Genomic DNA, 21,318 nt, shown 5'->3' with positions numbered 1-21,318 from the left:
TAGGCCAAGGCCAGACGCAGCAATGTCGCTGCGTCCGCAACATTGCGACGACGTACCAGCGCTCCCGTCGCTCGCGCTGTCGTGTCAAGATCAACACATTGCGACAGTCTCGAGATCAGAGCCTGCCAGTCGCTTTCAATGGAATCATTCCTTTGCATCTGGCCCAGGAATCACATCTCGATTCCACCAGTCTACCCCTAAGTTAGCGCCTATGGGACAGCACCCCCTTTGTCCGGCAGGACAGAGGGGGGTGGGAAGGATCGCTGCAGAATGGCTTTTGGCACCCGGCGACTTAGTCGGTAGGCACACCCTTCGGGTGACGGTCGCCGATCAGGCCAAGCGCCAGGCCTTGCTCCAACCAGGCCTTGGCGCCGGCGAGCACCAGCGCGAAGCCATCGGTCGAACCGATCGCCAGCTTGACCTGCTCATCGGGGCTGCCGGCAAAGCCGAAATTGCGAACCTCGACAAAGGTCGTGCCGCCGGGCATCTCGGTGAAGGTCCAGACCACGGTGGTTGGCGGATCGCTCCATTGCATGACGATCTTTTCGTTCCTGACGAACTCGCTGACCGTGACCGGCGTCGAAACGCCATACATCCGCCACTCCCAGCGAACTTCCTTGCCGCTGTCCAACCTGCCGCTGCCGTGGGTGAACCAGAATTTCGTCGTGATCGCCGGATCGACGATGGCTTCGAACACTTCTGCGACCGGCCGCCGGATCAGCATGCCGGCTTCGGCGGTCGGTGTCTCACGGATGTCCATATCGTCCTCCTTCCGAACAGGTCTCCGTCACCATGCGTCGGGTTCGCGCACCAGGTGAATGATGTTGGCCGGATTGGTGATCCAGCCGCCACGAAAACCTTCGCCGAGCGCCTCGATGGCGTCGCAGCGCACGACGCCGGCCTTGGCGAGATGATCGGCGGCGGCCGGAAAATCATCGGTGAACAGCTCCAGCCAGACCTCGGCCTGGCTCAGCATCGGCGCTTCGTCGATCCACAGGCGATTGGGACCGAGTTCGAAACCGATGGCCGGCGCCTTGGCCGTGAACGGCTTCAGGCCGACGACATCGAGGTAGAAGGCGATCGTCTCCTGGTATTGGTGTGGCGGCACCTTCATGGCGATGTTGATGCCGCCGTTGATCTTCGCAGCCATTCTTTCCTCCGTCTTCTCAGATATTGTCTTCGCTCGCCGGCTCGCCCTTCATCTCGCTGCGATAGTAGCCGTCGCGCAAATTGATCCCGTATTCGACATAGGCCTTCATGCAGGCCAGCATCTGCGACCAGCCCTCGCAATTGAGGTAGGACTTCTTCAGGCCGACCGCGTCCTCGTGCCAGCCGGCCTCGGCGATGGTGACGAAGGTGCCGCCGTCGTCCAGCGGCTCGAAATTCATCTCGATGCGCGTCTTGTAAGCCGGCTTGCCGTCGGCGTCGGTGGCGTCCCAGCGCAGCACGATGCGGTTGTCTTTCTCCACCTCGTCGACCTCGACCGGAACCTTGCCCCACCAGACGACCTTGGCGCCGGCCACCAGCGGGGCACTGGCGCCGCCGATTGTGGTGAAATAGCCGCTGAGTTTGTTCGGGTTGACGACCGCGTCGAAAACTTCGGCGACCGGTTTGCCGATGCGGCCCGAAACTCTGAATCCAAGAGACATATCCACAGCTCCTTCCTTGATTGGATCGGTATTATGTTATAAAAACATAACATGTCAAGCAAAGCGCAGGACGACAATGTTTTCAAGGCGCTGGCGCATCCGCGCCGGCGTGCGTTGCTGGACGAGTTGAAAGACGCGCCGCGGACCACCGGCATGCTGTGCGATGCCTTTCCTGACATGGACCGCTGCACCGTCATGCTGCATCTGAAAGTGCTGGAGGAAGCCGACCTGGTGGTGGCGCAGCGCGAGGGGCGCGAACGCTGGAACTATCTCAATGCGCTGCCGATCAAGCAGATCCACGACCGCTGGATCAGCCAGTACGCCACGCATGCGATCAGCATTCTCGACCAGCTGAAATCCGATCTGGAGGGGTGAAATGGCCGCAGGAAAGCAGCTGGCGGTTACGTTGCCGCACCACCCTTACGGCGCGGCTGGACGAATTGAGCCGATTTATCTATAAGCCGGCCATTCCGACATAGAGCGCCGTACGTCCATCCGGACGCACCAGGGACGTTCTGAAATTTTGACTTCGAGCATTTGGCAAAAGGCGAGGTAATTACTTCGCTGCAGGATGCTCTAGCCGAGAAGACGACAGGGGTGCCATGGCTGGCCATTCACAGTTCAAGAACATCATGCACCGCAAGGGCCGCCAGGACGCGGTGCGGTCGAAAATGTTTTCCAAGCTGGCGCGCGAAATAACCGTCGCCGCCAAGAGCGGCACGCCGGATCCGTCGATGAACCCGCGCCTGCGTCTTGCCGTGCAGAACGCCAAGGCGGTGTCGATGCCGAAGGACAATATCCAGCGCGCCATCAACAAGGCGTCGATGGGCGACGCCGAGACTTACGAAGCTGTGCGCTACGAAGGCTACGGGCCGGGTGGCGTTGCGCTGATCGTCGAGGCGCTGACCGACAACCGCAACCGCTCGGCGTCGAATGTGCGCGCCGCCTTCACCAAGGCCGGCGGGGCGATGGGCGAAACCGGCTCGGTGTCGTTCATGTGGGACCGTGTCGGCGAGATCTTCTATCCGGCGTCAGTCGGCAGCGCCGAGAAGGTCATGGACGCGGCGATCGAGGCCGGGGCCGACGACGTCCAGTCGGACGAGGAAGGCCACACGATCTATTGCGCTTTCGAGAACCTCGGCGAGGTGTCGAAGGCGCTGGAAGGCGCGCTCGGCGAGGCTGAATCGGTGAAGCCGATCTGGAAGCCGCAGACCAACATTGCGGTCGACGAGGAGCGGGCACAGTCGCTGATGAAGCTGGTCGCGACGCTCGAGGACGATGACGACGTGCAGAGTGTCTACGCCAATTTCGAGGTCGACGACGAGACCATGGCGAAGCTCAGCGCCGCATGAGCGGAGCTCAGCCAGACATGAGCGGAGCTCAGTCCGACATGAGCGAACAGGCGCTGCCCCAGGTCCGCATCACCTATTGCACGCAGTGCCAGTGGCTGTTACGGGCCGGCTGGATGGCGCAGGAGCTGCTGTCGACCTTCGCAACGGATCTGGGCGAGGTGACACTGGTGCCCGGCACCGGCGGCATCTTCACCATCAGCTGCAACGACACGCTGGTCTGGGATCGCAAGCGCGACGGCGGCTTTCCCGATGCCGCAAAGCTCAAGCAACTGGTTCGCGACGTGATCGATCCGGATCGCGATCTCGGCCATGCCGACCGCAAGGGCCACAAGTCAAAAGATCCAACGTCGAAAGACCCTGCCTGACGCAGGGTCTTTTATATTTCTGCCCCTGCATTCATCGCCACGCGAAAATGAAGCAGCCCAGCGCGGCGATGGCGGTGATGGCGCGGACGTGGTTCCACATCACCCAGTCCCTGAGATAGGTGGTCCACACAGCGGCGCCATTGGCGCTTGCCGGATCGACGGCGGCCAGCGCGTTGTTGAGCGGCACGTTGAAAATCATCGTCACGATCAGGTTGCCGACGAGATAGATCAGGGCGCCGGCGAGAAGCCACAACGAGCCCGGTTGGCCCCATCCGATGACAGCGCCGGCGGCGAGGACAAGGCAGACCAGCCCGGTGCCGAAAAGCGCGGTCATGAACATCGGCGTCACCGCAGTGACGTTGATCGAATTCATGGCGGCGATGCCGCCCGCGGCCGGCATGCGGGCGAGGCCCGGCATGACGAAGCTGGAAAAGGCGAAGAAGACACCAGCGACGACGCCCGAGCCGAGCGCAGCGATGAAGGTGAGGGTGGGGAGCAGCTTCATGATCATGTCAGTCACTCCAGATGCCCGTAGCGGCGGTTTCGGTTGCATAGGCGGAAAAGTCCTTTGGGGCGCGGCCGAGCACCCGCTCGACGCCGTCGGTCAGCCCCTCGTTGCGGCCGTCGAGCACCTCGGTGAACAGTTCGTTGAGCAGCCAGGCGAACTCGGCCGGCAACTCGTACCCGGCTACTGCGGCGGTGAACTCGGCATGCGAAATCCGTTTGAACCGGATGTCACGACCGCTCGCCTTGCTGATCTCGGCGACCGCGTCGGCGAAGCTCAGCAGCCGTGGTCCCGTCAGCTCGTAAAGCTGGCCGATATGGCCTTGCCGGGTAAGCACCGTCACGGCGGCGTCGGCAATGTCGTCGGCGTCGACGAACGGTTCTCCGACAGTGCCGACCGGCAAAGCCACCTCACCGGCGAGAAGCGGATCGAGCAAAAAACTCTCGCTGAAGTTCTGGGAAAACCAGGCGCAGCGCAGGATCGTCCAGTCGGCGCCTGAGGCTTTCAGCATCTCTTCGGCGCGTTGCGCTTCCGTTTCGCCGCGCCCCGACAGCAGCACCAGCCGGCGCACACCGCTTGCCACGGCAAGGTTGGCGAAGGCGCCGACCGCTTCGGCCGCACCGGGCACCGCAAGATCAGGATAGTAGCTGATGTAGACGGCGCCGACACCGTCAAGCGCGGGGGCCCAGGTCGCGTCGTTTTCCCAGTCGAAGGGCGGCGTGCCCGAGCGCGAGCCGATCCGTACCGGCAAGCCCCGCGCCGTCAGCCTGTCCGCGAGACGACGGCCGGTTTTGCCGGTGCCGCCCAGGATCAAAGTCGGTTTTTTTGCTGTGTCGGTCATGGTGATTTCCTTTATCCCTACAAACATGAGCAATCCTCACATTTGCAAAACGTGATAAACCCTCGTATTTTGTGAGTCAAGCCAATTTGTTGATCATTCGCCAGGAGACAGTGATGGAAGGCTCGACCGTAGCGGGTTCACAGGATGGTCAGATCGCATCGCCACGCCGGGCGCCAAGTCAGCAACGCAGCCGCGAGCGGGTCGAGCGGATGCTGGCTGCCGCCTCCGCGCTGATCGCCGAGCAAGGCAGCGATGCCATGCGCATGGGCGAAGTGGCGGAACGGGCCGGCGTGTCGATCGGTTCGCTCTACCAGTTCTTCCCGGACAAGCGGGCGATCATCTGGGCACTGGCCGAGCGCTACACCGTTCAAAGCCAGGCCTGCATCGCGGCAGCACTTGCACAGGTCAGCGACGCCGAAGGGCTGCGGCGGGCGTTTTCGGAGCTGGTGGATATTTATTATGGGCTGTTCCTGGCGGAGCCGGTGATGCGCGACATCTGGTCGGGCACGCAGGCCGACAAGGCGCTGCGCGAACTCGAGCTTGCGGACAGCCGGGCCAATGGCGAGTTCCTCACCGCCGTGCTGAAGCGGCTGCGGCCTGCCGCCGATCCGGCGGCGCTGGAAACGACGGCGCTTCTCATCTGGCAGATGGGCGAGGCCACCATGCGGCTGGCGATCTCGGTCGGTCGAAAGGAAGGCGACGACCTGGTCGCCGCCTATAAGCGGATGGCGCTGCGCGAACTGGTTGGCGAATAGAGCCGGAGACTACCGGCCGAAATAATCCCGCAGCATTTCCGCGCGTTCGTCTTCGGTGCACATCGCCATGCGGCCGAGATTGAACCGGCCTCTATGAAGGGCGACAACAGCCAATGCACAGTTTACGGTCGGGTCATCCGCCGAAACTGCCAGGTCCCGCAAGGCCAATTCGAAAAGGATCTGCCACGCGGTTTTGTAGTGTGGTTCGATCCAATCCGGAACCGGAGGGTTCCGGTCGTAGGCCAATCGCGCTTCTTCGATCGTCGCGGCCAGACCGTAAGCTCCCCAATATACTGGAGTTTGGCCTTCGGAGATGCGAGCCAGTTCCACAACCGCGGCGTAAGACGCGTCTCCAACATCGCCCTGATGATGCAGTTCGTTCCAGAGCTCGTCCCAGACCGACTTGTCGCCGTAGTGAACGGTCAGCCTTCGCAAGGCCGGTCGTGGATCATAAACGACCTTGTATCCGCCCGTGACGCCGGACCATCGTTCATCGTTGAATGCCATCATGTCGCTGTCCTTCGCGAACCAGTCCACCCTCCTGTCGCGGGTCGCTTCAGTCAACAAAAAAACCCGCCACGAGGGCGGGTTTCTTCGATCCGAAAAAGGCCTGCGGCTTAGAGGCCGAAACCTTCGAAACGCTTCTTGAACTTCGACAGGCGGCCGCCGCGGTCGAGCAGGGTCTGCTGGCCGCCGGTCCAGGCCGGATGGGTGGTCGGGTCGATGTCGAGGTTCATCGTATCGCCTTCCTTGCCCCAGGTCGAACGGGTCATGTATTCGGTGCCGTCGGTCATGACGACCTTGATGGTGTGGTAGTCGGGATGGATGTCGGTCTTCATTGTGCTATTCCTGGTTCGCCGGCGCTGCTGACGGGCATAAAGCCTGCGTCGATGCGCCCCTTTTTAAAACTCGAAGCCGCAGCTATTGAGGAGCCACGGCTTTTAAAAACGGTCGGCGAGCCTATACATCAGCCGGAATTGAATCACAAGGCCGCGGTAAGCGCATATTGAGGCGCATGCCCAGAAGAGCCAGAGGAAACGGTCATGGCGCACACCAGCGGCGATGCAGACGAGCGCAGGCGCTCGCTCAAGCCGCTGCGGCGCCTGTTCCCCTACATCACCCGCTACCGGAAAATGGTCATTGGCGCGGTCGTCTCGCTGACCATTGCTGCGGCGACGACGCTGGCGCTGCCGCTCGCCGTGCGGCGGATGATCGATCACGGCTTTTCCGCTTCCGATCCCAGTTTCATCGCCGAGTACTTCGCCATGCTGGTAGTGATGGCTGCCTTGCTCGCAGCGGCGTCAGCCAGCCGCTATTATTTCGTCATCACGCTGGGCGAGCGTGTCGTCGCCGACATCCGCAGCGACGTGTTCCGCCATGTCACGACGCTGTCGCCGTCCTTCTTCGACACCGCCCAGTCGGGCGAGATCGTCTCGCGGCTCGCCGCCGACACGACGCAGGTGAAGTCGGCGGTCGGTGCCACCGCATCGGTGGCGCTGCGCAACCTCATCCTGGGTCTCGGGGCCGTGGCGATGATGGTCTTCACCAGCCCGAAACTGTCCGGCCTCGTCATCGCCGCCATCCCGGTGATCGTGCTGCCGCTGGTCGCCTTCGGCCGCTCGGTGCGGCGCAAATCGCGGCTGGCGCAGGACACGCTGGCCGACGCCACGGCCTATGCCAGCGAGCAGATCGGCGCGGTGCGCACGCTGCAGGCCTTCACCAACGAGAAGCTCGTCACCGGGCATTTTTCATCTGCCGTGGAAGCCGCGTTCGAGGCGGCGCGATCTTCGATCTTTGCCCGCTCCTTCCTCACCTTCTTCGCCATCTTCATGATCTTTTCCTCGGTGGTGGCGGTGCTGTGGTTCGGCTCGCGCGACGTGCTCGACGGCACGCTGTCGCCGGGCACGCTCGGCCAGTTCCTGCTCTATTCGGTGTTCGCCGCCGGCGCGCTCGGCGCGCTGTCGGAAGTATGGGGCGAGCTTTCCCAGGCGGCGGGTGCTGCCGAACGGCTGACCGAGATCCTGGCCGAGAAGCCCGCGATCCAGGCCCCAGCGCATCCGAAACCGCTGCCGGCGACGGCCAGAGGCGCAATAAGTTTCGACGACGTGTCCTTCTCCTATCCGGCTGGGCCCAACCGCGCCGCCGTCCACGGTCTGAGTTTCCAGGTCAAGCCCGGCGAGACGGTGGCGATCGTCGGCCCGTCGGGCGCTGGCAAGAGCACCGTCTTTTCGCTGCTTCTGCGCTTCTACGACCCCGAGACCGGCAAGATCATGATCGACGGGGTCAATGTGCGCGAGGCCGACCCTGCCGCGATCCGGGAGCGCATCGCCATCGTGCCGCAGGATGTCACCATCTTCGCGGCCAGCGCCCGCGACAATATCAGCTTCGGCCGTCCGGACGCCAGCGACGCCGAGATCGAGGCGGCGGCCAAGGATGCGCTTGCCGACGAGTTCATCCTGAAGCTCGAAAAAGGCTATGCCAGCCACGTCGGCGAGCGCGGCGTGACGCTGTCCGGCGGCCAGCGCCAGCGCGTGGCGATTGCCCGCGCGATTCTGCGCGACGCACCGATCCTACTGCTCGACGAGGCGACCTCGGCGCTCGACGCCGAAAGCGAGACGCTGGTGCAGACGGCGCTGGAGCGGCTGATGCAGGGCCGCACCACCATCGTCATCGCTCACCGGCTGGCGACGGTGCTGAAGGCCGACCGGATCCTGGTCATGGGTGGCGGCTGCATCGTCGAGGAAGGCACCCACCAGAGCCTCGTTGGCAAGGGCGGCATCTATGCGCGGCTGGCCAAGCTGCAGTTCGAAACCGGGGCGAATGCTTTCAAGGGTGCCGCGGAGTAGTAGTGACGTCAGTCGGGCTGCCAGTCTGCCAGGAGGACGACGCTGCCAAGCTGCTTCGTCTTTGCAAAATGGCGCTGGTCGGCAGTGACGAAAGTGCCGCCGCGCTCGATCGCCATCGCATGATAAATGCTGTCGAACAACGTGGGATGGCCTTTGTCTGGTGCGGCTGACGTTGCGATTTTCTCGGCTCTCGCCAAGTCTTGGATGGTCGGTTCTGCAATTGTCAGCCCCAGTTCTCGAAATTGATCGAAAAGCTGGCCGACTGCGGTAAGCGGTAATTCGACATGCAAGGCGGCTGAAAGTGCCTCATACAGCACGATTGACGGAGCGAGATAACCTTGTCCCTGCTCCACCATGCGATCGACCAAATCGCGTGCGGCCTCACTACCTTCCTCTTGCTTGAGAAGCTTCACGAATACGGAAGCATCTACCACGATCACTTCTTGGTGCCTTCGAGCACATCGAGCGGACGACCGTCCCACTTCATTCGCTGAAGGCGTAGAAAATCCGTGGTGCTTTCGCCTTTGGTGGCGGATCGGCGCGGTAGGTCATCCAACATTTCTTTGAGTCGCTTGACGGCGACTGCGCGTAACGCCTGATCGATTGCCTTTTCCACAAAACGCGATCTCTCGCTTTTTGGTACTTCGTCCTCAAGCCGGCTTTTTATTTCAGCAGCGATGGAAAAGGTGGCGCGTTCTTTCGGAGGAGAAATTCCCATATGCGTTCTCACGTTTCCTCATACGAAAGTATACGCTTCTAACGTATGAAAAGCAATGTTGTCAGGCGCCTTCCTGCACCTCCCCATACCGCTTCCGCAAATGGTTGGTGAAATGCGCGGCGTTTAGTTTCTCGCCGGTGGCGCGTTCGAGCAGTTCGGGCGTTGACCAGCGTGAGCCTTGCGACCAGATCTTTTCACGGCGCCAGTCGTTGATCGCCGCGAAATTTCCCTTGGCGAGGTCTTCGTCGGCGGAGGGATGATCTCTGGTCAGCGCCGCCCATTGCTGCGCCGCCATCATGGCGCCCAGCGTGTAGGAGGGGAAATAGCCGAAGGCGGCACCCGGCCAGTGCACGTCCTGCATCGGCCCGTCGGCCGGGTTGTCGATGGTCGACAGGCCGAGATAGTCGCGCATCTTGGCGTCCCAGGCCTCCGGCAGGTCGGCGGCCTCCAGCCGCCCCGAGACAAGCTCCTGCTCCAGCTCGAAGCGCAGGATGACGTGCAGCGGATAGGTGACCTCGTCGGCGTCGACGCGGATCAGGCCGCGCTCGACCCGATGCACATGTGGCAGGATGTCGTCGATCGACCAGATCTCGCCGAGGTGCCGTTCGACCACAGGCAGCGCCCAGCGCCAGAATTCGGGATTGCGGCCGATCTGCTTTTCGACGAACAGGCTCTGGCTTTCATGCACGGCCATGCCGCGCGCCTTGCCGAGCGGCCAGTGCGCCCACGCCTTCGGCAGGTTCTGTTCGTAAAGCGCATGGCCGGTCTCGTGCAGCACGCCCATCAGCGCCGACAGGAAATCGGAGGTCCTGTAGCGGGTGGTGATGCGCACGTCGCTCGGCACGCCGCCGCAGAACGGATGATGCGATACCGACAGCGAGCCGTGGGTGAGGTCGAAGCCGACCGCCGCCATCATGGCGAGGCCAAGCTCGCGCTGCTTTTCGATCGCATAGCTGCCCGAAAGCGGCTTCAGCGGATGTTTCGCCAGCCGCTCTTCCTGCACGGCCAGTGCCTCCGGCACGAAATCCCTTAAGAAGGTCTTCAGCTCGGCGAAGACCGGCGAGATGTCGGCGGCGCGGTTGCCGGGATCGTATTGCTCCATTAGCGCGTCATAGGGATCGAGGCCGAGCACGTCGGCGCGAAGTGCTGCTTCCTCGCGCACCAGCGCCACGACGCCCTCGAGCGCCGGCAAAAAACCTGCCCAGTCGTTCTTTGCACGCAAGTCGCGCCACAACTGCTCGGAGCGCATGCGCGCGGTCGTTTGACGCTCGACGAATTCGACCGGCAGACAGGTCAGGTTGGTGTATTGCCGCCGGAACTCCTTGACCGCTGCCTGCTGTTCTTCGTTCAGCGTTTCCTGTTCGGCGGCTGCGATCCAGTCGGCGATCTCCGGCGCTGTCGCTCTGGCGTGATGCATGCCGGCCAGCGCCGACATCGCCTCGGCGCGCTGTTCGCCACCGCCGACGGCCATGTGGGTCGCCTCGTCGGCGCCGAGAATGGCGAGCGCATGCTCCAGTGCTTCGAGCTTGTGGCCGAGGTCGTCGAGTTTTTGAAAGGACATGGTGGGTTCCGCTGAATTTGAACGGCGGGAAAAGATACCAATGCGCGGGCATTGGCAACCCTGAAGGCCGCCTCCGATGGGCACATTGGTTTCCAGTACTTTGGCTGGGCCATGACCCGAAAATCGGAATCGATTTTGGGGAGGTTCATGCGGGGATTTGCTGCGCGGGCCTTCGGTGCGGAACGGATCTTGCGCAAAAATCAAAGGATCATGCGCAAGATCAAACCGCGGCGCTGTCTGGATGATTTCAGCGGTTTGGATATTTTGGGCCGTAGCCGTTGAGAGACCTGAGTGCGCAAGCCATGCGCTTCGTCCGGCTTGATCCGATTCGCCTGCATGGCGGCTCGGATACCGGTATCCACGCTCTGTATCTGTTTGACCAAGCTGTCTCACGCGAAGCGGCGTAGGCGCCAGCAAACGGACCGGTGATGAGAAGTGTGGCGAGCGTTGCGGTCCTGCTAGCCCGCATTGCCGCCCTAATCCGGGCGTTCGCCTTGAGCCGGGTCCGGATCAGCGCTCGGTCAGTTTCAGCTCGATGCGGCGGTTCTTGTTGCGCGCGTCTTCGGTGTCGGCGGGGTCGAGCGGCTGGAATTCGCCGAAGCCGGCCGCAACCAGCCGGTTGGCCGGCACGCCGTTTTCGATCAGGAACTTCACCACCGAGGTCGAGCGCGCCGTCGACAGTTCCCAATTGTCGCGGTAACGGCCGGTGCCCGATAGTGGCTTGTCGTCGGTGTGGCCGTCGACGCGCAGCACCCAGTTGATCTCCGGCGGGATCTCCTTCTGGAGGTCGATGATGGCTCCGGCGAGCTTCTTCATCTCGACCTTGCCGGCGTCGTTGATCACCTCGGAGCCTGTCGGGAAAAGCACTTCCGACTGGAAGACGAAGCGGTCGCCGACGATGCGGATGTTCTCGCGGTCGGCAAGGATTTCGCGTAAGCGCCCGAAGAAGTCGGACCGATAGCGGTTCAGTTCCTGCACACGTTGCGCCAGCGCGACGTTCAAGCGGCGGCCGAGATCAGCGATCTTGGTATTGGACTCGCGATCGCGCGTTTCGGACACGTTGAGCGCTTCTTCGAGCGCTCCGATCTGCCTGCGCAGCGCCGCGATCTGCTGGTTGAGGATTTCAACTTGGCTTAGCGCCTGCTGGCTGATCTGGCGCTGGCTGTCGAGTTCGCCCGAAAGTGCCGTGGCGCGCTGGTTGGCCGCATCGCCGGCACCGGCGCCTTGCGCCAGCAATTGCTCGAGCCGGCTCTTTTCCGCCTCTGATGCCGACAGCGACGCCTGCAAATTGGCGAGCGAATCTTCCTTGTCCTGCGTCGTCGAGCGCTCCAGCGCCAGAAGCTGGGTCAGTTCGTTGATCTGCAAATTGAGGCGGTTGAGCACCGTGTCCTTGCCGGAGATTTCGCGGCCGAGCAGGAACTGCGCCAGCACGAAGACCGTGAGCAAGAACATGATCGCGAGCAGCAACGTCGACAGCGCGTCGACGAAGCCCGGCCAGTAATCGATACGGCGATCGGTACGCCGGCCCCTGGCGAGAGCCATGCTAATGGACTCCAGTCTTCTTCAGGGCATCGGCGATCTTCTCCAGCGTGCTGCGCATCGCCTTCTGCTCGTCCGACTGGGCCTCGACCCAGTCGCGCATGATCTGCTGCTCCGAGCGCATGTTCTTGACCAGGCCCGAAATGCCGTCGGCAAGGTTGGCCATGGCGGTGGCGACACGCGGATTGGCGCCGCCGCCATTCTCCTGCATGCTGCGCAGTCTTTCCGACAGGACGCGGATCTCGTCGGAGGATTCGGCCTTGGCCGGTTCGGCGACGACGATGTCGGACGACAGGTCGGTGACCGAGGACAGCCAGTTTTCGAGCTCGGTGTAGAAGCGTGTCTGGGCGCGGCCAGCCTGCAGGTCGAGGAAGCCGAGCACCAGGGAACCGGACAGGCCGAACAGCGAGGACGAGAATGCGGTGCCCATGCCGGCCAGCGGAGCGGAAAGCCCCTGCTTCAGCGATTCGAGCACGGCGGCAGCATCGCCGCTGCCGGGATCGAGCGACTCGATGGTTTCGCGGATCGAGCCGATCGTGCCTAGCAGGCCCCAGAAGGTGCCGAGCAGGCCAAGGAACACCAGCAGCCCGACAAGATAGCGCGAGGTGTCGCGGCTTTCATCGAGGCGGGTGGCGATCGAATCGAGCATGGTGCGCATCGAGCTGGTCGAGAAGGCGATCGTCGACGAGCGGCCGATCATCGCCTTCATCGGTGCCAGCAGCACCGGCTCGGTGGTTTCGGAGCCGGCCCGAAAGGAGTTGACCCAGCGCACTTCGCGAAACAGCCGGCCGACCTGCACGAAGGCCAGCAGGATGCCGACCACAAGCACGCCGATGATCAGGCCGTTGAGACCGGGATTGGCGGCGAAGGCGCTCGAGATCTGACGGGTCAGGATGGCGGCGATGAAGGCGACGATCATCAGGAAGATGACCATGGTCAGGAGGAAGACCTGCGGGCTCGACAATTTGTGCGGATCGTACATCAGGACGTCGGAGCGTCTGCCCATGCCGAAGGATTTGAAAAAAGCCATCCGTGCCCCGTTTCCGATGCCGCACTTCACGTTTGACGGCGACTCTAAACGCAATTGTGACGAAATTGAATGGCGCTTGGCAATATTGCCAAGCGGCGTCAGAGCCGGTTGATGACCAGGCAGTCGACCATGGCGGCAAGATGCAGGCCGGCGCCGGTGACGACAAAGCCGTGCCACAGCGCATTGTGGAAGCGCAGGCCTTTCCACGCGAAGAAGATGACGCCGAAGGAATAGACGATGCCGCCGGCAACGATCAGCGCGATCGACGTCGTCGGCAATGTCTGGACGAGCGGCTCGACAAGAACGATGCCGCTCCAGCCGATGGCGAGATAGAAGACGATCGCCAGCCGGTCGAAGCGACCGGGAAGAAGCACTTTAATGGCGATGCCGACCGCTGCCGCGCTCCAAACCAGGACGATCATCGAGATGGCCAGCGGCGAGCCGTCGAGTTGCGCGAGGAAAGGCGTGTAGGTCGCGGCGATCAGCAGATAGATCGCGGCATGGTCGAAGCGCCGCAATATCCACTTGGCCGGCGACACCGGCCAAAGATTGTAGGCCAGCGACACCGACAGCACGGTGAGCAGCGAAACCACGTAGAAAGCGGCGGCGATATATTCGCCCGGACCGGCATGGAAGGCGGCCAGCGCCAGCAGCGTCGAGCCGGCAGCAATGGCGAGCACGATGCCCACTGCATGGACGATGCCGTCGGCGATCATTTCGGCGCGCGAATAGTGCCAGCGTCCCATGAAGGGGATTTCGATCTGGGATTCGGGGCCGATGTGCGTCATGAATGATCCTGCATCTCCCTATCTGGGCGGATGCCGGACAGTATTTCAAGCTTTGGTTGCGGTTTTGCGACTGCGGCGGTTCAGCGCGCCAAGTCCGCTTAGCTAGAGCCTAGCGCGGCGTCACCGGCTTCCTGACGGTCTTCAACAGAGCACGCTGGATGATCTCGTTGCCGGTGACGATCGAGCCGCCATCCAGCATGTTCTGCCCGCCGGCGAAGTCGGAGATGAAGCCGCCTGCCTCACGGATCAGCAGGATGCCGGCGGCGACGTCCCAGGCAGACAGGCCGGTTTCCCAGAACCCGTCCATGCGGCCGGCAGCGACGTAGGCGAGATCGAGCGAGGCGGAGCCGAGGCGGCGCACGCCCGAGACTTCGGCCATCACGTTGCGCAGCTCGACCAGGAAATTGCCATGCTGGCCGCGCCCGAGATGCGGCACGCCGCAGCCGATCACCGCGTCGATCAGCTTGGTGCGGCCGGCGACCCGCAGCCGGCGGTCGTTCATGAAGGCGCCGCCGCCGCGCTCGGCGGTGTAGAGTTCGTCCATCGCCGGATTGTAGACCACGCCGGCGACGATCTGGCCCTGGCGCTCCAGCGCGATCGAGATGGCGAACAGCGGAATGCCGTGCAGGAAATTGGTGGTTCCGTCGAGCGGGTCGACGATCCAGCGGTGCTGGCCGTCGTCGCCTTCGATCACGCCGCGTTCCTCCATCAGGAAGGCGTAGCCCGGCCGCGCCTTCGATAGCTCGGTGAAGAGTATTTCTTCTGCCTTGCGGTCGGCCTGGCTGACATAGTCGCCCGGCCCCTTCATCGAGACCTGCAGGTTCTGTACTTCGCCGAAATCGCGCGACAGCGAGCGGCCGGCCTTCATGGCGGCCTGGACCATTACATTGAGGATCGCGGAACGCGCCATAGTGTTTCTTCCTGCTGCCGCGCCTATTTGCTTTGAGGCATGATCTTATCCAAAAAGTCTGCAACTTTTTGGGATCATGCCTTAGTCGGCGCGGCGCACGTAAGTGATTTCGTTGGTGTCGACGATGATACGTTCGCCCGAACCGATGAACGGCGGCACCAGCACGCGGATGCCGTTTTCCAGCATCGCCGGCTTATAGGATGAGGCGGCCGTCTGACCCTTCACCACCGGATCGGCCTCGGTGATGGTCAGCGTCACCTGGTCGGGCAGTGAAATGCCGATCGGCCTTTCGTCATAGAGCTGGACCGTCACCATCATGCCGTCCTGCAGGAAGGCAGCGCGATCGCCGACGAAATCCTTTTGCAACTCAAGCTGCTCGTAGCTTTCGGTGTCCATGAACACCAGCGCGTCGCCCTGCTCGTAGAGGAAGGAGAAATCCTTCATCTCCAGCCGGATCTGTTCGACGGTTTCGGCGGAGCGGAAACGCTCATTGAGCTTGGTGCCGTTGATCAGGTTCTTCAACTCGACCTGGTTATAGGCGCCGCCCTTGCCTGGTTTGACAGCGTTGGTCCTGACCGCCACCCACAGGCCGCCGTCATGCTCGATGACGTTGCCGGGACGGATTTCGTTGCCATTGATCTTGGCCATGATGATGTGATCCGGAATGAGATTTTCGCCGTGAAAGCGATTTGGCGCCTCCAAGACCACAAATTGCCAGGAGAGGCAAGTGAGCGGCGAAGAGGGGGAACCCGCGCCACTGCGAGGTATTCACTGTCCGTGGCGCTTTACGGCAGGCGGTTGGCCTTCTGCAGCGCCTGCTTCGTCTGGTCGTCGGTCAGGCCCTGCAGAAAATCATCCATCTGCGGATCGATGAGCCCGGCGCGACGGGCGACGACGTACCAGGCGCCGGCAAGGATCGGATCCGGATCGGTGCCGATGCCGCCCATGTAAAGCTTGGCGAGGCGGTTCTGGGCGGCGACATTGCCGCCCTCGGCGGCCTGTTTCATCCAGCCGAAGCCAGACTTGAGGTCGCGGGCGCCACCACGTCCCTCGATCATCCACGCGGCGAGATCGATCTGCGCCGTGTCATAGTTCTGCCGTGCTGCCTGCGCCAGCAGGCCTCGCGCCTGGACATCGTCGCGCGGCTTGCCGCCGACGCCATTGGCATAGACCTGCGCCATCGCATATTGCGCGTCGGCAAGGCCGGTCGCGGCGGCGCGCTGATAATAGGACACCGCCTTTGCGATGCCGGCATCGCCGGGGTCCTGCTGGACCAGCAGCTGCGCGAAATTGAACTGCGCCAGACGGTTGCCGGCCTCGGCGGCGGCCTGCATCAGCGCGTAGGCCCCTTTCTCGTCCTTCTTGACGTAGCGGCCGTCGAGCAGCATCAGCGCATATTGGAACTGCGATTCCGGTATGCCCTGCTCTGCGGCAAGCGCGTACCACTTTGCCGCCTCCGCCGCGTCGACCGGCACGCCAAGGCCGCGCGACAATATCTCGGCAATCAATGTCTGCGCCGCCGGATCGCCGTTCTGAGCGCGAACCAAGGCGAGGTTGTAGGCTGTCTTGTAAAGGCCGCGCTGGAAGGCGCCATAGGCAGAATCCGATGGCTTTGCACCGAAGCGATCAGGATTGATGGCGTCGGCCGACGGCAGCGGCGCCGTGGTGGCGGGCTGCGGCAGCGGCGTGGCGATCGGCTTGTCCGTGCTTGCACCGATGTCGGGCTTCGGTTGCGGCAATGGGACGGTTTCCGCAATGGCGGCCTCCGCCATGAGCGCCGCAAGCAAAGCACCGAAAAGGATTGTCGGCGCGGGCACGTCAGTCCTCGAAACGCGGCGCGGTTTCGTCGAGCAGCGCATTGGCGCTAGCGACTGCTATCTTTGGGTCGATGCCGTCGGCAAAGACGGCGCTGGACAGCGCCACGAATTCGGCGCCGGTGGCAGCTACCGCTTCCACCGAAGCGATGTCGGACCCGGCCATGACGATGCAGGGAATCTGGATCACATCCGCCCACCATTGCCCCAGCGACAGGTTGCGTGGGTGCGGCTCCGGCTTGTTGTCGTAGCCGAAGCGGCCGAAGAAGATGTAATCGGGCCTGAGCTCGCCGAGTTCCAGGGCATCGTCGCGGGTCTTGGCGCCGCCGGTGCCGACCATCATTTTTGCCTGAAAACGTTCGATCGTCTCGGCGAGTTCGGCCTTGCCGACCTCGACATGGATGCCATCGGCCTGGACGCGGCCGGCGATGCGAGTGTCGCCGGCAATGACGACGGCAACGCCTGCCGCTTGCCCCGCCGGCACGATCTGTTCGGCGAAGGCCTGGAAGGAGGCCTCGTCCATGCCGTTTTCGGGCAGGATGAGCGAGGCGACGTCGCCGCCCTCGAACGCCGCGCCGATGCGCTCAGCCGGCACGCCGGGCGGCGCGATCAGCACGATGCGGCAGCGATTTGGAGGCGTTGCGTCGTTCATTGGTTTTCGATCCCGGTTTTCGCCTATGCCGGGCGAAGATGGTTGCATTGCGGCATAGAGCAAAGTGCCGGCCTTGAACAGGCGGGCGCGGCAGGATCATTGGCGCAGGATTGTCGTCCGGTGACGTTACTGCCTCACTTGATTGCCTGGGTGCTCTCGGCTGGGGCCTTCGATTTCCACAGTGTCCAGCCGAGATTCATGCCGGCGGCGGCGACCAGGATGGCGGCGGCGCCGACGATCTGGGCCGGATGCAGCCGGTGGCCGAAGGCGACGACATCGACCAGGATCGCGACCACAGGGTAGATGAAGGACAGCGACCCCTGCAGATGCGTCGGCAGTTTCTGAATGGCGCCGTACATCAGGATGTACATCAGACCGGTATGGACGACACCAAGCGTCGCCAGCATGCTCCAGCTCCACGCATCGGCGGGAAGGTGGGAAAGGTTGGCGAAGGGTGCCAGCATGACGACGCCGACGCAGACCTGGATCAGGGCGATCAGGTGTGGTGGCGTGCCTTTGAGCTTCTTGGTGACGATGGCGGCGACGGCCCAGAAGAAAGCCGCACCCAGCGCCATCGCGATGCCGATAAAATAATCCGTACCGACATTGCCTGTGCCTGTATTAGGGCCCACATCGGGCGAGGCCTGCACGATCAGCAGCATGCCGGCGAAGGCGATGCCAAGCCAGGCCAGCTTCGTCATTGTCAGCCGCTCTGAGAAGAAGAGCGCGCCAAAGCCGACCAGCATGAAGGGCTGCGTGTTGTAGACAGCCGTGGCGATCGAGATCGAGGCGCGGGAAAACGAGCTGAACAGCAGCAGCCAGTTGACGACGATGGCAGCACCCCCGAGAGCCGCGATCGCCACGATGCGCAGTGACAGCCTGCCGCGCAGCAGCCCGAGGGCAGCGCAGATGATCAGCAGCGTTAGCGCGCCGAAGGCGCAGCGCCAGAAGACGACGTCCATGATGGGCTCGCCCGACATGATGACGAACCATCCGATCGTGCCGAGGATCGCCATTGCGGCCGTCATTTCGATCGTGCCGCGCACCGTGCTGTCCATGAGATTACCTCTCGAATGCTGATGGTTGATAATCCCATGCGGCACTAGCGCTTTCCATGTCTTGCGCCAGGTGATATGCCAGTTGCGCCTAATTAAATAAGGTGATGACGGCCTTTTCCTTGGGAATGTCAAATGCTGGACGATCTGGACCGACGCCTTCTCGAAATCCTGATCAAGGATTCGCGAACCTCATTGAAGGAACTGGCCCAGCAGGTAGGACTGTCGTCGCCGAGCGTCGCGGAACGCCTGCGTCGGCTGGAGGATCGTGGCGTTATCAGGGCTTTCACCGTCGAGATCGACCCGCAAGCGCTCGGCTACACGCTGCAGGCGATCGTTCGCATCCGGCCTTTGCCAGGCAAGCTGCATATCGTCCAGAAGCTGATCGAGGAGATTCCGGAGTTTGGCGAATGCGACAAGGTGACGGGCGACGACTGCTTTGTTGCCCGGCTGTTCGTTCGCTCGATCGGCGATCTCGACAAGCTCCTCGACCGTATCGCCGACAAGGCCGAAACCAGCACAGCCATCATCAAGGCGCAGCCGATCCGGAGGCGCCCACCGCCGCTCGCTGCAACCGCCATCTCAAAACCGTAACAGGCCTCGGCACTCACGACGCATCGCATTGTGTGTACATTTGCAGTCGCGGCGCGAAGGTTTATCGGCTATTCCAGCGTCTACACGCTTTCCCTCCAACTGCTCCCCGCCGATGTCAGGTCTTCTGCTCGATCCCTGGTTCTATGCCGCCGCCATTCCAGCCGTCATCCTGGTCGGTCTGTCCAAGGGCGGCTTTGGCGGTGCGGTCGGTTTCGTCGGCGTGCCGCTGATGGCGCTGGCCATGCCGCCGGTGCAGGCAGCCGCCATCCTGCTGCCGATACTGTGCCTGATGGACATCGTCTCGGTGTGGACATGGTGGGGTGTCTACGACCGCAGGATGCTTACGGACATGATGCCGGGGGCGGTGATCGGCATCGGCCTCGGCTGGCTGACCGCGGCGCTGGTGACAGCGGAAATGGTGCGGCTGATCGTCGGCGCGGTGGCCATGATCTTCGTGCTTCGCTGGGTCTATCTACAGATGCGGCACGGTGCGAGCCACTCAGCCGAGCCCAACCGCGCGGCTGCCGCCTCCTGGGGGACGGTCGCCGGCTTCACCAGCTTCGTTGCCCATGTCGGCGGCCCGCCCTTCCAGGTCTATGCGCTGCCGATCCGGCTCGATCCGAAAGTGCTGTCGGGCACTGCCGCAATCTTCTTTGCCGCCACCAACGCATTGAAGCTCATCCCCTATTTTGCGCTGGGACAGTTCGACACCACCAACCTGACCGCGTCGGCGGTTCTGGTACCGCTGGCGCCGCTTTCGACCATCGCCGGCGCCTGGCTGGTGCGGCGGATGCGGCCGGAACTGTTCTACCCCTTCACCTACGCAACCGTGGCGGTCGTCGCAGTCAAGCTTCTGTGGGACGGGATTGCCGGCCTTCTCTAAAGCGCGTCGCGTTTGACCGGCCTCATGCGACGCGCTTTAGGTTGTTGTTTTATGCATGTCGTTATCGCAAAACCGCTGCACACTTTTTGCGCGACATGCATTAGATTGCCAGCAAGCTGCCGGCAGCTGAGCCGCCGCCGTCAGCGTCACGCCAGATTTCAGGCGGCGCTCGGCACCAACTTGCGCGTCCCGCCGAGGGCGAGAGCAATTCCGGTGGTCACGACCAGCGCCATGCAGCCCAGGATAGTGGTATCGTTCAGCGTCGGTTTCAGCACCATGTCGGCGATGATCACCAGCATCACCGAATAGTCGATGCGTGCGGCGCTGAGGATACGCCGGCCCTGGGCGAGGGCCGCCGGCGTGACGCCGTCCTTGGCGATCATCCCCGCCATGCGGTCGGCAGTCGGCTTGAAGATGAACATGCCGATGCAGAAGGTCGTCGCATAGCCGGCGAGGCCGATCACGATCCACAGGTCGGAGAAGCCGACCCAGAACCAGCACATGATCAGGCCGAAGGCGAGCGTCAGCATCGACATCGGCGCGAAGAACCTGTTGCCCAGCTCGCCGGTGGCGCGCATTGCCTGCAGCATACCTTCGATGTTTCCGGCGCGGTCGGCGCGCACCGCAAGCACCATCAGGGTGAAGCCGCCGCCGACCCAGAGGATCGCCGAGACGACATGCAGAAATTTGACGATCGAGTACCAATCCATCGTTGCCTCCTTGGATGTTTTGACGATTGCGAGCGGCGCACATTTGCTCCGTCTCGCTGCGAGGAGCGGGCGTTTAGCGCGGCGCCTGTTTCGGAACGATGTCGTGTGGGCGGCGGCTTTGTTTCGGCGTCCGATGAGACACGGCCGTAACGGCATCGTTCAACGATTGCGCAAGCGCATCGCGCCGTTTCCTGCTATTCTGACAGCGCCGGGAGGGATCGGGCGCCATGCGGCATCGTCCAGAAACATTGCCGATGCTAATGCACCGATGCCGAGGACCCGGTGGCGGATCAACCGCCTGAACTCAGCCCATTCCGAATACGGAAAAGGTAAATCGGGGGATACTATGCAAAAGGTAGCACGAAATTTCTTCACGCTGGCCGTCGTCTACGCGCTGTTCGGGATGGCGCTCGGCCTTCAGATGGCGATCAGCAAAGACCATGCGCAGATGCCGACCCACGCCCACATCATGGTGGCCGGATGGCTGATGTCGGCGGTGTTCGCCTTCTTCTACCATCTGTTTCCGGCAGTCGCGGAAAAGAGGCTTGCCACCGCTCATTTCTGGTTGACGGCAATCAGTGGCATCGGCCTGTTGATCGGCCTCTACATCATGCTTGGCGGCAACCCGGCGATCGAGCCGCTTGTGGCAACGTCCTCGATGGGTTTTTACGCGGGATTGCTGCTGTTCGCCTACATCGCGCTGCCGGTGGTGTGGAAAGTTGAGCGGCTTCCCGAGACCCAAAAGGCCTGA

28 protein-coding genes are annotated in these 21,318 nt (G+C 62.7%); 9 read left to right on the top strand and 19 right to left on the bottom strand.

Annotated elements, in window-relative coordinates; all coding sequences use genetic code 11:
* Positions 1-292 precede the first annotated feature (292 nt).
* Genes AC0L14_RS14215 through AC0L14_RS14205 form a run of 3 tightly spaced genes read right to left on the bottom strand, consistent with a single transcriptional unit; the run spans position 293 to position 1,649 of the window.
* Entirely contained in the window at positions 293-760 is a 468-nt protein-coding gene (locus tag AC0L14_RS14215; RefSeq protein ID WP_473749894.1) for an SRPBCC family protein, read from the bottom strand.
* Between the two features lie 27 nt (positions 761-787).
* Positions 788-1,150: a hypothetical protein gene (locus tag AC0L14_RS14210; RefSeq protein ID WP_473749893.1), complete on the bottom strand. Its 363-nt coding sequence runs from the start codon at positions 1,148-1,150 to the stop codon at positions 788-790.
* A 16-nt stretch (positions 1,151-1,166) separates the two neighbouring features.
* Positions 1,167-1,649: an SRPBCC domain-containing protein gene (locus AC0L14_RS14205; protein WP_287191994.1), complete on the bottom strand. Its 483-nt coding sequence runs from the start codon at positions 1,647-1,649 to the stop codon at positions 1,167-1,169.
* Between the two features lie 51 nt (positions 1,650-1,700).
* Here AC0L14_RS14205 and AC0L14_RS14200 point away from each other — a divergent pair, with 51 nt between their 5' ends.
* From AC0L14_RS14200 to AC0L14_RS14190, 3 genes are all read left to right on the top strand, one after another.
* The gene (locus tag AC0L14_RS14200) at positions 1,701-2,024 is read left to right on the top strand and encodes an ArsR/SmtB family transcription factor (RefSeq protein ID WP_473749892.1); all 324 of its coding nucleotides are present in this window, start codon (positions 1,701-1,703) and stop codon (positions 2,022-2,024) included.
* Between the two features lie 227 nt (positions 2,025-2,251).
* Positions 2,252-3,001, top strand: a complete 750-nt coding sequence (locus tag AC0L14_RS14195) for a YebC/PmpR family DNA-binding transcriptional regulator (protein ID WP_023800014.1) — start codon at positions 2,252-2,254, stop codon at positions 2,999-3,001.
* A 38-nt stretch (positions 3,002-3,039) separates the two neighbouring features.
* On the top strand, positions 3,040-3,366 hold the full coding sequence (locus AC0L14_RS14190; RefSeq protein ID WP_473749906.1) for an Rdx family protein: 327 nt from the start codon (positions 3,040-3,042) through the stop codon (positions 3,364-3,366).
* Positions 3,367-3,397: 31 nt separating this feature from the next.
* Here the strand turns inward: AC0L14_RS14190 and AC0L14_RS14185 are convergent, their stop codons facing one another.
* A complete protein-coding gene (locus tag AC0L14_RS14185) occupies positions 3,398-3,877 on the bottom strand; it encodes an anthrone oxygenase family protein (RefSeq protein ID WP_473749891.1) in 480 nt (159 codons plus the stop codon).
* A gap of 1 nt (position 3,878) precedes the next feature.
* Positions 3,879-4,712, bottom strand: coding sequence for a Rossmann-fold NAD(P)-binding domain-containing protein (locus AC0L14_RS14180; RefSeq protein ID WP_473749889.1), 834 nt, complete (start codon positions 4,710-4,712; stop codon positions 3,879-3,881).
* Positions 4,713-4,825: 113 nt separating this feature from the next.
* Here AC0L14_RS14180 and AC0L14_RS14175 point away from each other — a divergent pair, with 113 nt between their 5' ends.
* Positions 4,826-5,467, top strand: coding sequence for a TetR/AcrR family transcriptional regulator (locus tag AC0L14_RS14175; protein ID WP_473749888.1), 642 nt, complete (start codon positions 4,826-4,828; stop codon positions 5,465-5,467).
* Between the two features lie 9 nt (positions 5,468-5,476).
* Here AC0L14_RS14175 and AC0L14_RS14170 read toward each other — a convergent pair whose 3' ends face one another.
* Together AC0L14_RS14170 and rpmE are read right to left on the bottom strand one after the other, a co-directional pair.
* Complete coding sequence (locus AC0L14_RS14170) at positions 5,477-5,977, bottom strand: hypothetical protein (RefSeq protein ID WP_473749887.1); 501 nt, start codon at positions 5,975-5,977, stop codon at positions 5,477-5,479.
* A 107-nt stretch (positions 5,978-6,084) separates the two neighbouring features.
* Positions 6,085-6,306: a 50S ribosomal protein L31 gene (gene rpmE / locus AC0L14_RS14165; RefSeq protein WP_006327661.1), complete on the bottom strand. Its 222-nt coding sequence runs from the start codon at positions 6,304-6,306 to the stop codon at positions 6,085-6,087.
* 204 nt (positions 6,307-6,510) lie between these two features.
* Between rpmE and AC0L14_RS14160 the strand changes: the two genes are divergently transcribed.
* A complete protein-coding gene (locus AC0L14_RS14160; RefSeq protein WP_473749886.1) occupies positions 6,511-8,313 on the top strand; it encodes an ABC transporter transmembrane domain-containing protein in 1,803 nt (600 codons plus the stop codon).
* 8 nt (positions 8,314-8,321) lie between these two features.
* Here the strand turns inward: AC0L14_RS14160 and AC0L14_RS14155 are convergent, their stop codons facing one another.
* From AC0L14_RS14155 to AC0L14_RS14145, 3 genes are all read right to left on the bottom strand, one after another.
* Positions 8,322-8,753, bottom strand: a complete 432-nt coding sequence (locus AC0L14_RS14155; protein WP_473749884.1) for a type II toxin-antitoxin system VapC family toxin — start codon at positions 8,751-8,753, stop codon at positions 8,322-8,324.
* Positions 8,750-9,031: a hypothetical protein gene (locus AC0L14_RS14150; protein ID WP_473749883.1), complete on the bottom strand. Its 282-nt coding sequence runs from the start codon at positions 9,029-9,031 to the stop codon at positions 8,750-8,752. Before AC0L14_RS14150 ends, AC0L14_RS14155 begins: the two co-directional genes overlap by 4 nt.
* A gap of 61 nt (positions 9,032-9,092) precedes the next feature.
* Positions 9,093-10,592, bottom strand: coding sequence for a carboxypeptidase M32 (locus AC0L14_RS14145; RefSeq protein WP_473749882.1), 1,500 nt, complete (start codon positions 10,590-10,592; stop codon positions 9,093-9,095).
* Positions 10,593-10,643: 51 nt separating this feature from the next.
* Here AC0L14_RS14145 and AC0L14_RS14140 point away from each other — a divergent pair, with 51 nt between their 5' ends.
* Positions 10,644-10,874 (top strand): hypothetical protein, encoded by a 231-nt coding sequence (locus AC0L14_RS14140; RefSeq protein WP_473749881.1) that lies wholly within the window; start codon positions 10,644-10,646, stop codon positions 10,872-10,874.
* Positions 10,875-11,102: 228 nt separating this feature from the next.
* Here the strand turns inward: AC0L14_RS14140 and AC0L14_RS14135 are convergent, their stop codons facing one another.
* The 8 genes from AC0L14_RS14135 to AC0L14_RS14100 all read right to left on the bottom strand — a co-directional run bounded on the left by AC0L14_RS14135 (position 11,103) and on the right by AC0L14_RS14100 (position 18,383).
* Positions 11,103-12,134 (bottom strand): peptidoglycan -binding protein, encoded by a 1,032-nt coding sequence (locus AC0L14_RS14135; protein WP_473749880.1) that lies wholly within the window; start codon positions 12,132-12,134, stop codon positions 11,103-11,105.
* Position 12,135: 1 nt separating this feature from the next.
* Entirely contained in the window at positions 12,136-13,161 is a 1,026-nt protein-coding gene (locus AC0L14_RS14130) for a MotA/TolQ/ExbB proton channel family protein (protein WP_473749879.1), read from the bottom strand.
* Between the two features lie 98 nt (positions 13,162-13,259).
* The gene (gene trhA, locus AC0L14_RS14125; protein ID WP_473749877.1) at positions 13,260-13,949 is read right to left on the bottom strand and encodes a PAQR family membrane homeostasis protein TrhA; all 690 of its coding nucleotides are present in this window, start codon (positions 13,947-13,949) and stop codon (positions 13,260-13,262) included.
* Between the two features lie 109 nt (positions 13,950-14,058).
* Complete coding sequence (locus AC0L14_RS14120; protein ID WP_473749876.1) at positions 14,059-14,859, bottom strand: inositol monophosphatase family protein; 801 nt, start codon at positions 14,857-14,859, stop codon at positions 14,059-14,061.
* 81 nt (positions 14,860-14,940) lie between these two features.
* The gene (efp, locus tag AC0L14_RS14115; RefSeq protein ID WP_258121595.1) at positions 14,941-15,507 is read right to left on the bottom strand and encodes an elongation factor P; all 567 of its coding nucleotides are present in this window, start codon (positions 15,505-15,507) and stop codon (positions 14,941-14,943) included.
* 137 nt (positions 15,508-15,644) lie between these two features.
* Positions 15,645-16,631 carry a tetratricopeptide repeat protein gene (locus tag AC0L14_RS14110; protein ID WP_167391562.1) on the bottom strand — a complete coding sequence of 329 codons (987 nt, stop codon included), beginning with the start codon at positions 16,629-16,631 and terminating at the stop codon, positions 15,645-15,647.
* Positions 16,632-16,677: 46 nt separating this feature from the next.
* Positions 16,678-17,325, bottom strand: coding sequence for a thiamine phosphate synthase (locus tag AC0L14_RS14105; protein WP_473749874.1), 648 nt, complete (start codon positions 17,323-17,325; stop codon positions 16,678-16,680).
* Between the two features lie 134 nt (positions 17,326-17,459).
* Positions 17,460-18,383: a DMT family transporter gene (locus tag AC0L14_RS14100; protein ID WP_473749873.1), complete on the bottom strand. Its 924-nt coding sequence runs from the start codon at positions 18,381-18,383 to the stop codon at positions 17,460-17,462.
* Between the two features lie 132 nt (positions 18,384-18,515).
* Between AC0L14_RS14100 and AC0L14_RS14095 the strand changes: the two genes are divergently transcribed.
* Both AC0L14_RS14095 and AC0L14_RS14090 read left to right on the top strand, forming a co-directional pair.
* The gene (locus AC0L14_RS14095; RefSeq protein WP_095495387.1) at positions 18,516-18,974 is read left to right on the top strand and encodes an Lrp/AsnC family transcriptional regulator; all 459 of its coding nucleotides are present in this window, start codon (positions 18,516-18,518) and stop codon (positions 18,972-18,974) included.
* 112 nt (positions 18,975-19,086) lie between these two features.
* The gene (locus tag AC0L14_RS14090) at positions 19,087-19,857 is read left to right on the top strand and encodes a sulfite exporter TauE/SafE family protein (RefSeq protein WP_473749871.1); all 771 of its coding nucleotides are present in this window, start codon (positions 19,087-19,089) and stop codon (positions 19,855-19,857) included.
* Positions 19,858-20,015: 158 nt separating this feature from the next.
* Here the strand turns inward: AC0L14_RS14090 and AC0L14_RS14085 are convergent, their stop codons facing one another.
* Positions 20,016-20,567, bottom strand: coding sequence for a DUF2269 family protein (locus AC0L14_RS14085; protein ID WP_473749869.1), 552 nt, complete (start codon positions 20,565-20,567; stop codon positions 20,016-20,018).
* Between the two features lie 346 nt (positions 20,568-20,913).
* Between AC0L14_RS14085 and AC0L14_RS14080 the strand changes: the two genes are divergently transcribed.
* Positions 20,914-21,318, top strand: a complete 405-nt coding sequence (locus AC0L14_RS14080; RefSeq protein ID WP_473749905.1) for a hypothetical protein — start codon at positions 20,914-20,916, stop codon at positions 21,316-21,318.

It is taken from the genome of Mesorhizobium sp. WSM4841, from assembly GCF_055811515.1.
The sequence above is the reverse complement of the archived record's forward strand: the minus strand, read 5'-3'. Positions and strand labels throughout refer to the sequence as shown.

Coding starts and splice junctions, on each gene's coding strand:
- AC0L14_RS14090 (WP_473749871.1), top strand. CDS start 19,087: ATGTCAGGTCTTCTGCTCGATCCCTGGTTCTATGCCGCCGCCATTCCA.
- AC0L14_RS14135 (WP_473749880.1), bottom strand. CDS start 12,134: ATGGCTCTCGCCAGGGGCCGGCGTACCGATCGCCGTATCGATTACTGG.
- AC0L14_RS14210 (WP_473749893.1), bottom strand. CDS start 1,150: ATGGCTGCGAAGATCAACGGCGGCATCAACATCGCCATGAAGGTGCCG.
- AC0L14_RS14160 (WP_473749886.1), top strand. CDS start 6,511: ATGGCGCACACCAGCGGCGATGCAGACGAGCGCAGGCGCTCGCTCAAG.
- AC0L14_RS14180 (WP_473749889.1), bottom strand. CDS start 4,712: ATGACCGACACAGCAAAAAAACCGACTTTGATCCTGGGCGGCACCGGC.
- AC0L14_RS14130 (WP_473749879.1), bottom strand. CDS start 13,161: ATGGCTTTTTTCAAATCCTTCGGCATGGGCAGACGCTCCGACGTCCTG.
- efp (WP_258121595.1), bottom strand. CDS start 15,507: ATGGCCAAGATCAATGGCAACGAAATCCGTCCCGGCAACGTCATCGAG.
- AC0L14_RS14175 (WP_473749888.1), top strand. CDS start 4,826: ATGGAAGGCTCGACCGTAGCGGGTTCACAGGATGGTCAGATCGCATCG.
- trhA (WP_473749877.1), bottom strand. CDS start 13,949: ATGACGCACATCGGCCCCGAATCCCAGATCGAAATCCCCTTCATGGGA.
- AC0L14_RS14120 (WP_473749876.1), bottom strand. CDS start 14,859: ATGGCGCGTTCCGCGATCCTCAATGTAATGGTCCAGGCCGCCATGAAG.
- AC0L14_RS14205 (WP_287191994.1), bottom strand. CDS start 1,649: ATGTCTCTTGGATTCAGAGTTTCGGGCCGCATCGGCAAACCGGTCGCC.
- AC0L14_RS14195 (WP_023800014.1), top strand. CDS start 2,252: ATGGCTGGCCATTCACAGTTCAAGAACATCATGCACCGCAAGGGCCGC.
- AC0L14_RS14200 (WP_473749892.1), top strand. CDS start 1,701: ATGTCAAGCAAAGCGCAGGACGACAATGTTTTCAAGGCGCTGGCGCAT.
- AC0L14_RS14190 (WP_473749906.1), top strand. CDS start 3,040: ATGAGCGAACAGGCGCTGCCCCAGGTCCGCATCACCTATTGCACGCAG.
- AC0L14_RS14085 (WP_473749869.1), bottom strand. CDS start 20,567: ATGGATTGGTACTCGATCGTCAAATTTCTGCATGTCGTCTCGGCGATC.
- AC0L14_RS14105 (WP_473749874.1), bottom strand. CDS start 17,325: ATGAACGACGCAACGCCTCCAAATCGCTGCCGCATCGTGCTGATCGCG.
- AC0L14_RS14095 (WP_095495387.1), top strand. CDS start 18,516: ATGCTGGACGATCTGGACCGACGCCTTCTCGAAATCCTGATCAAGGAT.
- AC0L14_RS14170 (WP_473749887.1), bottom strand. CDS start 5,977: ATGATGGCATTCAACGATGAACGATGGTCCGGCGTCACGGGCGGATAC.
- AC0L14_RS14100 (WP_473749873.1), bottom strand. CDS start 18,383: ATGGACAGCACGGTGCGCGGCACGATCGAAATGACGGCCGCAATGGCG.
- AC0L14_RS14110 (WP_167391562.1), bottom strand. CDS start 16,631: ATGGCGGAGGCCGCCATTGCGGAAACCGTCCCATTGCCGCAACCGAAG.
- AC0L14_RS14185 (WP_473749891.1), bottom strand. CDS start 3,877: ATGATCATGAAGCTGCTCCCCACCCTCACCTTCATCGCTGCGCTCGGC.
- rpmE (WP_006327661.1), bottom strand. CDS start 6,306: ATGAAGACCGACATCCATCCCGACTACCACACCATCAAGGTCGTCATG.
- AC0L14_RS14145 (WP_473749882.1), bottom strand. CDS start 10,592: ATGTCCTTTCAAAAACTCGACGACCTCGGCCACAAGCTCGAAGCACTG.
- AC0L14_RS14080 (WP_473749905.1), top strand. CDS start 20,914: ATGCAAAAGGTAGCACGAAATTTCTTCACGCTGGCCGTCGTCTACGCG.
- AC0L14_RS14150 (WP_473749883.1), bottom strand. CDS start 9,031: ATGGGAATTTCTCCTCCGAAAGAACGCGCCACCTTTTCCATCGCTGCT.
- AC0L14_RS14215 (WP_473749894.1), bottom strand. CDS start 760: ATGGACATCCGTGAGACACCGACCGCCGAAGCCGGCATGCTGATCCGG.